General features: G+C 65.7%; 8 protein-coding genes and 4 pseudogenes. 7 read left to right on the top strand and 5 right to left on the bottom strand.

All coding sequences use genetic code 11. From position 1 onward, the window contains the following. A pseudogene (locus A5652_RS06215) lies at positions 1-211 on the bottom strand (SDR family NAD(P)-dependent oxidoreductase); the annotation flags it as partial. Between A5652_RS06215 and A5652_RS06220 the strand changes: the two are divergent. From A5652_RS06220 to A5652_RS06240, 5 genes and pseudogenes are all read left to right on the top strand, one after another. After that, positions 204-488, top strand: a pseudogene (locus A5652_RS06220) (oxidoreductase); the annotation flags it as partial. The pseudogenes A5652_RS06215 and A5652_RS06220 overlap by 8 nt on opposite strands. After that, the gene (locus tag A5652_RS06225; protein WP_067347849.1) at positions 485-1465 is read left to right on the top strand and encodes an alpha/beta hydrolase; all 981 of its coding nucleotides are present in this window, start codon (positions 485-487) and stop codon (positions 1463-1465) included. The pseudogene A5652_RS06220 and the gene A5652_RS06225, both read left to right, overlap by 4 nt. 48 nt (positions 1466-1513) lie before the next feature. Next, positions 1514-2590, top strand: a complete 1077-nt coding sequence (locus tag A5652_RS06230; RefSeq protein WP_067347853.1) for a hypothetical protein — start codon at positions 1514-1516, stop codon at positions 2588-2590. Positions 2591-2648: 58 nt separating this feature from the next. Further along, complete coding sequence (locus A5652_RS06235; protein WP_067347857.1) at positions 2649-3254, top strand: PaaI family thioesterase; 606 nt, start codon at positions 2649-2651, stop codon at positions 3252-3254. Between the two features lie 175 nt (positions 3255-3429). Then, on the top strand, positions 3430-3753 hold the full coding sequence (locus A5652_RS06240) for a DUF732 domain-containing protein (RefSeq protein ID WP_067347861.1): 324 nt from the start codon (positions 3430-3432) through the stop codon (positions 3751-3753). A 20-nt stretch (positions 3754-3773) separates the two neighbouring features. On the opposite strand, the gene A5652_RS06245 is transcribed toward A5652_RS06240, so the two are convergent. Both A5652_RS06245 and A5652_RS06250 read right to left on the bottom strand, forming a co-directional pair. Further along, positions 3774-4076, bottom strand: coding sequence for a ferredoxin (locus A5652_RS06245; protein WP_067347864.1), 303 nt, complete (start codon positions 4074-4076; stop codon positions 3774-3776). Next, positions 4076-5200: a Rieske 2Fe-2S domain-containing protein gene (locus A5652_RS06250; protein ID WP_067347867.1), complete on the bottom strand. Its 1125-nt coding sequence runs from the start codon at positions 5198-5200 to the stop codon at positions 4076-4078. The genes A5652_RS06245 and A5652_RS06250 overlap by 1 nt, the downstream gene beginning before the upstream one ends. Positions 5201-5302: 102 nt before the next feature. Here A5652_RS06250 and A5652_RS06255 point away from each other — a divergent pair, with 102 nt between their 5' ends. Then, positions 5303-7015: a 3-ketosteroid-delta-1-dehydrogenase gene (locus A5652_RS06255; protein WP_082983793.1), complete on the top strand. Its 1713-nt coding sequence runs from the start codon at positions 5303-5305 to the stop codon at positions 7013-7015. A 27-nt stretch (positions 7016-7042) separates the two neighbouring features. Here A5652_RS06255 and A5652_RS06260 read toward each other — a convergent pair. Together A5652_RS06260 and A5652_RS06265 are read right to left on the bottom strand one after the other, a co-directional pair. Continuing rightward, positions 7043-8428: pseudogene (locus tag A5652_RS06260) on the bottom strand (HNH endonuclease signature motif containing protein). 157 nt (positions 8429-8585) lie between these two features. Further along, positions 8586-9275: a PadR family transcriptional regulator gene (locus A5652_RS06265; protein ID WP_067347870.1), complete on the bottom strand. Its 690-nt coding sequence runs from the start codon at positions 9273-9275 to the stop codon at positions 8586-8588. 62 nt (positions 9276-9337) lie between these two features. Between A5652_RS06265 and A5652_RS06270 the strand changes: the two are divergent. Further along, positions 9338-9604, top strand: a pseudogene (locus A5652_RS06270) (LLM class flavin-dependent oxidoreductase); the annotation flags it as partial.

The following is a 9604-nucleotide window of genomic DNA, read 5'->3' on the forward strand; positions in this document are numbered from 1 at the left end:
TGGAATCGACGCCGCCTGCCGACTCGAAGATGTTGGACACCACCGCGCCGGGCAGCACGGCCTGGACGTGGATGTGGTGCTCGTGACCGGCCATTTTTACATCCAGATGCAGGCATTCGGTCAACGCCAGGACCGCGTGCTTGCTCATGATGTAGGGCGCCTGCAACGGGATTGCCACCACACCGCCAACCGACGACAGGTTCCACATCCACGTCCAGGCCGTGCTGCCCGGCGCGGTGGTGTCCAACATCTTCGAGTCGGCAGGCGGCGTCGATTCCAACGCCGGCGATGCCGCCGCGGCAGAGGCTCAACGCACCGCCATGCTCGACGTCAAAGCCGCGGCCATGGACTCCCTGGCGGCAGCCGAGACGGTGTTCCAGCAGGCCGCCGAGGGCCGCTTCTATCTGCTCACCCAGCAGTCCGTCGCGTCAGCCATGCAAGAGCGTGCTAATGTGCTTGCCGCGCAGCGTCATCCGGCGCTGAGATGATGCCGGCACTCGACCCCGACGCCGCCGCGCGGGCAGCGACGTTCGGAGCGATCCCGCCGATGCGCCAGCGCGGACTGGCGACGGTGCGCGCGGCAATCGAATCCGCCCCGCTGCCCGATGAAATGCCCGCGATGGCCAGCATCAGCGGCGCGTCCATACCCGGACCGGCCGGGCACGTTCCTGTCCGGATCTACCGTCCCACAGATGATTCCGTTCAGCCGGCGCTGGTCTACTTCCATGGCGGCGGGCTGGTGATGGGCTCGAATCATTCGTTCGAACCGCTGGCCCGGGTATTGGCGTCGGCGTCGGCAGCGACCGTCGTGGCCGTCGACTACAGATTGGCTCCGGAGTGGCCGCCACCCGCCCAGTTCGAGGACGCGTACGCCGCGAGTGTGTGGGTATCGCGCAACGCCCACGAGATTGGCGTCGATGCCGGCCGCGTCGCGGTAGTCGGCGACAGTGCGGGCGGGTCCCTGGCGGCCGCAGTTGCGCTGGCCGCACGCGACCGTCGCGGCCCGGCGATCTGTGCGCAGGTGCTGCTGTACCCAGGTCTGGATCGCGACATGACGGCTCCGTCACTCACGGCGCTTCCCCATGCCCCGCTACTCGCGCACGACGACATCGACTACATGCACGAACTCTGCGACGGCATCGCGGGGGCGCCGCGCGACCCGTACCTGGTTCCGGCCTACGCATCCGATCTGTCCGGGCTGCCACCCGCGATCGTGGTGAGCGCGGCTTGCGACCCGATCCGGGACTGGGGAGAGCGGTACGCGACCCGGCTCCGCGACGCGGGAGTGCAAACCACCATGACCCGCTATCCGGGCATGTACCACGGCTTTCTCATGCGTTCTGACGCCACGGCGCGCGGCAGGCTCGCCATCGCAGAGATCGGCGCGCTGCTGCGAGCGAAGTTCGCGCACCCGGTCCAATTTGACGTCCCAATCACCGGTCAGGGCACCGCCGCGGCACGCTGACGCCGCGCACAATCATGCCAACGCAGGATTGGCAGAGGGAGACAGCTGATGTTCACCGACGAGCGGCGGATGGAACTTTCCGACGTATTGCGGCCGGCCGCGCCGCCCCGTGAGATCGACAACGTGTACACCGACGATCAACGCGAACGCCTGCTCGACGTGGTGCGCACCGAGGGACCGTGGAAGCTGATCATCGCGCAACACTTCGCGTCGCCCGACGAATTGATCGCGACCATGAGCGGGGTCTTTCCCGAGGGGTTCACCCCGTCGCTGGATCTTTTCCTCACACCCACCTTCCGCGGCTACCTTGCCAATCACGGCGCGGCGCTATACCCGCAGCTGCACGACTGCTTCTACAACGCGCGGTTCCTCGAAATGGCCAAAGGCTACTGGGGCGCCCAATACGCTAAACCGCAGTTGATGCTCTTCAACATCAACGGCCCCTGCGCCAACCGCGATCCGGGGCACTTGGACTCGCCGAGCTTCCGCGGCGTGCGGCATGAGAACGCGCCGACCTGGCTCACCAGCGTAATGGGCAAGTCCGGCCTATTTCAGGATTACCTCATCAAGATGGCACAGGTGATCACCTGGTTCTCTCTCGACGCCGGCAGCGGTTTCACCTACTGGCCCGACGGACCGCTGAAGCCACCCAAGCGGCTTCTGCCCCCGATCAGGAACCGCGGAGTGGTGGTGCAGAACGAGATGATGGTGCACCGTGGCGAGGCCAACGGGCCTCTGCAACAACAGATTCCGGCCGGGCTTGCTTTCGACACAATGTTCACCGGTGATCCCGGCGATCGCGACTACTGGTTGCTGAAGAACGGCGATGCCGTGATCGCCCGACACCACACGGACGAACTGCGGTTCCTGGTGCACTGGTCGGCCGAGGTGTTCTCCGACTACGACGAGCTGAAGAAGAACATGGAGGGCTCTGACGACCTGACGATCGAGAAGGCCATCGACATGATGGTCGACGACGTCAATTCCAAGGGCATCAAACTCGACATTCCCAGTGAGCCGCTGCACGATTCGGCATTCATCGGGGCTCTCAACGCCGCCTACGACCTGGGCGGGCCAGCCGTCTATCCCGTAGAGGCGCCGATCAGCGCCTTCCAGCTGGCGTGATCGATGGGCATGCCCTCGAGGCGGTGCTCTACGACACCGCCGACGGACGGTGGCGCACATGACTGATACCCACGAACGACTGACGGAGTCAGTGCGGCGACTCATCGACGTCACCATTCGCAGCGAGGCCGACGAGCGAGCCGTCGCGAAGGCGTTGGCTCTCGTCGACCAAACCGTCGAGTTATTGAGTACGCGACTGATGCCTGGGTCGTTTGGTGTGCGCACGAATTCCGAAGGTGCGAACATTGTTTGGGGCAATGTTGCCGTCGGGCTGCGTAACGCGATCGCCCCTCCCCTGGTCGTCCAGCACGACGAGGCGGGCGGCGTGCATGCCGACATTCACCTCGGCGCAGGCTACGAGGGACCGCCCGGTCATGTGCACGGTGGGATGTGCGCCTTAATCCTGGATCATGTCCTGGGTGCGACGGCGCATCGGCCGGGTAAACCGGCTTACACGGGCACCATCACGGTGCGTTACTTGCGCCCCACACGGTTGGGAGCGTTGCGAGCCGAGGCGTGGATCGAGCGGATCGATGGCACCAAGACGTACGCGGGCGGCCATCTCCTTAATGCTGACGGTGTCACGGTGGAGGCCGAAGGCGTATTCATCACGCCGCGGGAACACCTCGGCCTCGCCGAGCCACAATGTGGAAATAGGTCGTGATTTCGTCGCCGCGCCAACCGCGCAGGTGCCCGGCGGTCATCACACCGGTGCAACTGCCCGATAATCGGAGACGTCGTCACGCCCTAGGCAAGATCGAGGCCAAACAACCGACGCGTCGGTCGTGACCGGCCGATCCGGTTTCGGCAAGACCACCCACTCAGGGAGCCCGTCAGACATGGTTGCCCGCCCGCTCGCCATCTTGGGGGCCGCATCGGTTGCCCTCTTGGCGGCGGCGCCGATCGCCAACGCCGATACCGCCGACGAGAAATTTCTGGCGGCCCTCGAGGAGCAGGGCATCATCGACCAAGCCTCGGCCGGACACGCCATCGAAGCCGCTCACTACGTGTGCGCACGACTCGACACCGGCGAAACGCCCCTGCAGGTGATGCAGGAAGTGCTGGCCAGCAGCAGTTTGCCCGAGTTTCACACCGGTTTCTTCGTCGCCCAAAGCATCTACTCGTACTGCCCCCGGCATAAGGACGAGATCCCCCGGGGATAGGCACACCCGTGACGTCTGAATTAGTCTGCTGCGTGGTCCTTCTCGTCGACGACAGACAAATCTCCGCGGCGCACGGCGTCCAGGATCGAGGCACTCAGCGCCGAACACACGATGAAGACACCCCGGCTCCCCGGTGTCGCTATCTTCTGCGCGTCGGCGCGCTCGGCACACCGGGCTGTCGCGTCGGCGTTCCACTGAACGCTGGTCTGATTCCAGCTGCTCTTGCGGGCGAGCACCCGCGCGCCACAATTGCGGCACACCACCGGCACCATCGGCATCTCGTCGAGCCGATTATCCCCTGGCACCGGCGATTTCAGCGTCATCACGCCCGGGCCGCCATGTTGGCTTCGACCTCTTTCATCCATGCCTCGTAGGGCCGGGTGGTGTCGAGCTCGAATTCGAAGCGGTCCACCATGTCCGGTTGCACGTCGGCGGCGTCGACGTAGAACTGCTGGTACCAGCGCCGCAATTGGTAGACCGGGCCGTCCTCCTCGACCAGCAGCGGGTTGTCGATGCGTGCCTTGTGCCGCCAGATCTCGACGTCCTGCTCGAAACCGAGTTTGACATAGTCGCCGAGTTTGATCGCGGTCTGCATCGCCTCGTCTGAAGGCATCGCTTCCGACTTCTTCACGATGATGCCGTATTGCAGCACAAAAGAATTCGCATCGATCGGATAGTGGCAATTGATGAGGATCGTCTTGGCATCGCCGTGCTCGTAGTGATAGGTCAGGTCGTCGATCATGAAGGACGGACCGTAGTAGGACGCCACCGAGGTGTTGCCCAGCATCTGCGCGCCTTCGGTGCCGCCCATGTCGGGACGGCCCTCGCCGTTCATGTACTGCGTCGCGACGTGCCCTTCGAAGATGTTCTTGAAGTAGGTGGGCAACGCACCGTGGATGTAGTAGAAGTGCGCCATATCCACGACGTTGTCGATGATTTCGCGGCAATTGCTTCCCACGACCGTGGTGTACCAGTGCCAATCGGTCCACTGATCGCTCGTGGCGCCCTCGATGCGCGGGATCGTCACCTCCGGCGGTGGCGGTTTGCGCTCCGGGTCGTTCCACACGAACAACATGCCGTCTTGCTCCAGCGTGGTCCACGCTTGGGTACGGGCCAGCTTGGGGGCGCGCCGGCTGTAGGGCACCTGTTTGCAGCGTCCGTCGCCGCCCCAACGCCAGTCGTGGAACGGGCAGGCGATCTCGTTGCCCTTGACCTCGCCCTGGGACAGGTCTCCGCCCATGTGCCGGCAGTATCCGTCGAGCACGTTGATGTTTCCGTCCCCGCTGCGGAAGACGACGAGTTTCTGCCCGAAGGCGTTGATCGCGTGCGGTTTGCCGTCACCGAAATCCCTGGTCAGCCCCAGGCAGTGCCAGCCGCGGGCGAACCGCGTCGGTGCGGCCTGCGCTTCAATGAACCGAATTTCGTCAGCCTCGTTCTGCGACGTCATAGGCCTGATCTAACTCCCCCGGACCGGGCCGCGGGACCCCCTTGTTCCACTGATCAGGACGGTGCTTCCTGCGCCGCGTCGTTCCGGCTTACCGTTGCGGACGTGACGACGCACAGCGCGACGATTCCCGCCGGACTTCCCGTGGCGGACGCATGCGTTGACCTGCTCGTCGTCGGCTCCGGCACCGGCATGGCCGCGGCGCTGGCGGCCCACGAATCGGGGCTGTCGGTGCTTATCGTGGAGAAATCGTCGCATGTGGGCGGCTCGACCGCCCGCTCCGGCGGTGCATTGTGGCTACCGGCCAGCCCGGTGCTGGCCGAAGCGGACGCCGGTGACACCTCGGAGCGTGCCGGCGCCTACCTGGATGCGGTGGTTTCGGGGTCGGCGCCGGCGCCACGCTCGGCGGCATTCGTGGCGCACGTGTCCGCGACGGTCGACATGCTGCGCCGGACGACGCCGCTGCGGCTGTTTTGGGCCCGTGACTATTCCGACTACCACCCCGAGGAACCGGGCGGCAGCGCGGCCGGGCGCACCTGTGAGTGCCGCCCCTTCGACACCTCGATGCTCGGCGAGTACCGCACCCGGCTGGAGCCCGGCCTGATGGAGGTCACTGTCCCGATGCCGACGACGGGCGCCGACTACCGGTGGATGAATCTGGTGGCCCGGATGCCGCGCAAGGGGATTCCCGTCTACGGCAAGCGCCTGGCGCAGGGCGTGGCCGGCCGTATGGTGGGCCGGCGCTACGCCGCAGGGGGTCAGGGCCTGATGGCCGGGCTGTTCACCGGGGTGCTGCGTGCCGGCATCCCGGTATGGACCGGCACCACGCTCGCGCGCCTCGCCAGCGATGGCGACCGTGTGACCGGCGCCGTCGTTGAGCACGGCGGGCGTGAGGTAACGATTACCGCGCGGCGAGGCGTGGTGCTGGCCACCGGTGGTTTCGACCATCACATGGACATGCGGTGGAAATTCCAGTCGGAATCGTTGGGCGCCAACTTCAGTCTCGGTGCGGCCGCGAACACCGGTGACGGAATCCGCGCGGGCCAGGAGGTCGGTGCCGACATCGATCTGATGGATCAGGCGTGGTGGTTCCCTGCCGTCGCGCCCCTGCCCGGCAAGGCGCCGATGGTGATGCTTGCCGAGCGGTCGCTGCCGGGCTGTCTGATCGTGGATCAGAACGGCCGTCGGTTCGCCAACGAAGCGGAAGATTACATGTCCTTCGGTCAGCGGTTGCTCGGGCTGGAGCGCTCCGGCAACCCGGTCGAGGCCATGTGGATCATCTTCGATCAGCAGTACCGCAACAGCTATGTCTTTGGCGCGGAACTGTTTCCGCGGATGCGCATCCCGCAGGCTTGGTATGACGCCGGCATCGCGGTGCGGGCCGACAATCTCACCGATCTGGGCACCCGGATCGGGGTTGGAGTATCGGACTTCTTCGCGACGATGACGCGCTTCAATCAAAACGCCGCTGCCGGTGAGGATCCCGACTTCGGCCGGGGTCGCAGCGCCTACGATCGCTATTACGGTGACCCGACCATCAGGCCGAACCCCAACCTGCGCCCGTTGGTCAACGGCCCGTTCTACGCGGTGAAAATGGTGCTGTCCGACCTGGGTACCTGCGGTGGGCTGAAGACCGACGAGCGGGCGCGGGTGTTGCGCGAAGACGGCGGGCCGATCGCGGGGCTCTACGCCGTCGGCAACACCGCCGCGAACGCCTTCGGCGCGACGTACCCGGGTGCGGGAGCAACGATCGCGCAGGGACTGGTGTACGGCTACATCGCGGCGCGGGACGCGGCAAGCGTGCCGCAGCCGGACTAAGCGGATCGTCGCCCGCAGCGCCGCCGTCTACGACGTGTCTTCGGCCTCCGGGCTGTCGTTGTCGTCTCCATCGCTGAGCAGCTTCTCAGGGTGGTGGAAGGTGTTGGTGCGGGGTTTGCCGGTGTCCAAGTGCGGAGGCGGAACCCATTCGGTGTCGCCGCGGCCGTTTTTTCGGGTCATCCAGCCGCCGGGGCGCAGCAGGCGATGGTGGGGCCCGCAGGCGAAGGTCAAGTCGTTGATATCGGTGCTGTGGCAGGTGGCGTAGTCGGTGACGTGATGGACTTCGCAGTAGTAGCCCGGCACGGTGCACCCAGGGTTCGAGCAGCCGCGGTCCTTGGCGTACAACACGATTCGCTGGCCCGCCGAGGCGAGCCGCCTCGTGTGATACAGCGCCAGCGCGTTGCCCTTGTCGAAGATCGCCAAATAGTGGTGGGCATGTCGGGCCAGGCGGATGACGTCGCTCATCGGCAGCAGGGTGCCGCCACCGGTCAGGCCGCGACCGGCGGCCGACTCCAGCTCGGCCAGCGTCGTGGTGACCACGATGCAGGCCGGTAACCCGTTGTGCTGTCCCAGTTCCCCAGAGGCCAGCACGCCGCGCAGGGCGGCCAGCAATCCGTCGTGGTTGCGCTGGGCCGCCGAGCGCGGGTCGCGTTCGATGGCGTCTTGGGTGGGTGCGCCCTCCACGCACGGCGTTTCGTCGAGGGGGTTGCACATGCCGGGGGCGGCGAGTTTGGCCAATACGGCTTCCAGCGTGGCACGCGCTTCGGGCGTCAGCCAGCCGCGCAACTGCGACATGCCGTCGGCTTGTTGGTTACCTAGCGCCAGCCCGCGCTGACGCGCCCGGTCTTCGTCGGTGAAGGTGCCATCGGGATTGAGCGCATCGGCGAGCGCGTTAGCCAGCCCGGCCAGTTGTTCGGGACGAAACCGGCCGCCCTCCTAGGCCAATTGCGCCTCGGCCTTCTCGCGGGTCGCGAAGTCCACCCAACCGGGGAGCTGATGGTAGAACTTACGAATCACCGCGACCTGACCGGCTCCCAGCGCGCCGTCGAGTTGGGCGGCGGCGGTGGCGGCCAGGAAGGGTGGGATCAGTTCGCCGGCGAGGCCGTGGCGTGGCCCCAGATCGCGCGCCTCTTTGATGCGCCGGGAGGCTTCGCTGCGGCTGATCAGTGTGGCCTCGGCGATGGCATGGACCACTGTGCCGCCGAGTTCTAGGGAGGGGGCTTGGCGGGCAAGGGAATTAATCAGCGGATGCTCGACGGCCGGGATGCGCCGGCGCTGCTTTTCGCAGCGTCGCAACACCGCCAACTGTTGGCGCGGGCTGAGCGCGTCGAAGTTCAGCGCGCGGGCTCGATCCCAGGCGGCATCCAGTGCGTCGAACACCGCATCGACATCCTGCTGGTCGGTTGCACCCACACCGTCAAACTATCGGAGCCGACCGACAGAAACCCCGGCGTTGTGCCCGTTGAAACCACAGTGGCACAAGTGATTACGCTATCCGTTTCGGATATTCATAATCTTGCGTACGGTTCCCCAAGCCGACGGGTGCGCGAAACCGGTCGCCGGCATCGAGCTAGTCGGCTTCGCGCTTGGCCTGAACTTGCTTTTCGACCTCACGCCAGTAGCCGGGCGTTGGGCGCGGCTTGCCCAAACCACCCTTCGCGGCAGTCTGCAGGATCGCGTCGGCCTCGTCGATCTCCTTGATCATTTCCAGCGCGAATTCGCGTTCGGCGGCGTAGTACTTGGCCGCCCAGCGCAGCGCGAGCACCGAGTACGCCCACGCGGGCTCCGCCTCGGCTCCCTCGGCGTCCTCAACCGCCTTGCGGTGCCTGGATTCGGCGTGCGCTACGTGCTCCTGGAGTAATTCCTTGAGCCGCCTCGGGTTACTGAGGTGGCCGAACGTAACGCGCAGCAGCACAGAGTGTTTGAGCACCGGCGGGTCCACGGGCGCATGGTTCGTCCACTCGGTGACGGCGTCCATACCCGCCGGTGTGATCTTGTAGAGCCGGCGGCTGCGGGTGCCCTCGTCGCGTTCGACACGCGACGTCACCAATCCCAGCGATTCCAGCTTCTTCAACTCGGTGTAGATCTGGCTGTACGACGGGCTCCAGTAGTAGAGGTCGACGCTCCAGTCGATCCACTTTTTGAGGTCGTAGCCCGAGACTTCCTCCTCGTACGACATCATGCCCAGCAGCGCCCAGCTGGTGGCGGCGAGGGCTGCGTTGGTCAGCTTTCGGCTGGCAGGGTCCGTTTCGGAGTCCATGTCGCCAGGTTAACAACATCGCCCCCTAGATTGGAGGACATGGACCGCTGGCTGGGACGCCCGTGAAATTCGCCTTCCCCGTTCCGCACCTGCTGCGCCTCAAGGCGATTACGCAGCCCTGGGAGGCCGCTGTCACCGGAGGAGACCAGCGACGCATGATGCAATGCGCCGACCGATGGGGCTACGACATGATCGCGGTGCCCGAGCATCTCGTCATCCCCATCGACCATGTCGAGTTGTCCGGGCCGCACTATCTGCACTCGACGACCGCGCAGGCCTTCATCGCCGGCGCCACCGAGCGGGTGGCCATCAACTCGTGCGTCACCATC

This window comes from Mycobacterium sp. 1165178.9, from assembly GCF_001673555.1.
In the GTDB taxonomy this organism is placed as follows: Bacteria; Actinomycetota; Actinomycetes; order Mycobacteriales; family Mycobacteriaceae; genus Mycobacterium.